The sequence below is a fragment of the Actinomadura napierensis genome (genome assembly GCF_039529375.1).
Classification (GTDB): Bacteria; Actinomycetota; Actinomycetes; order Streptosporangiales; family Streptosporangiaceae; genus Spirillospora; species Spirillospora napierensis.
In genome coordinates this window covers 1-520 of the sequence record NZ_BAAAMR010000431.1, presented here as the reverse complement: position 1 = coordinate 520, position 520 = coordinate 1, and the positions used below count along the sequence as shown (strand labels likewise).

Here is a 520-nt window from a genome sequence, read left to right as displayed (position 1 = left end):
GCCTTTAAGTACGTGATGATGTAAGTGCTGTTCCATTAATTCACTCATCAAACCGTTTATTGCACCTTTTATGGCTGCAACTTGCTGCAAAATATCTATACATGAAGATTCTGGTTGTTCTATCGCATTTTCAATGCTGTTGATTTGCCCTTTTAGTCGTTTTACACGATTAACAATTTTTTTATCCTGACCAATGTGACTCATCTGTTTTCTCTTGTACAATTTAATATACTGGTATGGAGTATATTGGGTTTAAATTTTATGCAGGATTATAGTGTATCACGTCATCATCAACATCAGTTTGATGAAGGAAATCCACTTGCACAAAAACGTATTTTGATTGCAACCATTTTAACGGCGTCCATGATGGTACTGGAAGTATTTGGTGGATGGTTCTTCAATTCAATGGCACTACTGGCCGACGGTTGGCATATGAGTTCACATATGTTGGCCCTTGGTTTAGCCTACTTTGCCTATCGTGCAGCCCGCCATTATTCCAATGATCACCGTTTTAGCTTTG

At 38.3% G+C, this 520-nt stretch carries 2 protein-coding genes; one reads left to right on the top strand and one right to left on the bottom strand.

Annotated features, from left to right (window positions below):
• On the bottom strand, positions 1 to 204 hold a 204-nt coding region (locus tag ABD296_RS50315), incomplete at its 3' end, for a metal/formaldehyde-sensitive transcriptional repressor (RefSeq protein ID WP_344285860.1).
• Between ABD296_RS50315 and ABD296_RS50310 the strand changes: the two genes are divergently transcribed.
• A partial coding sequence (locus tag ABD296_RS50310; protein WP_344285857.1) for a cation transporter occupies positions 196 to 520 on the top strand: 325 nt, incomplete at its 3' end. The genes ABD296_RS50315 and ABD296_RS50310 overlap by 9 nt on opposite strands.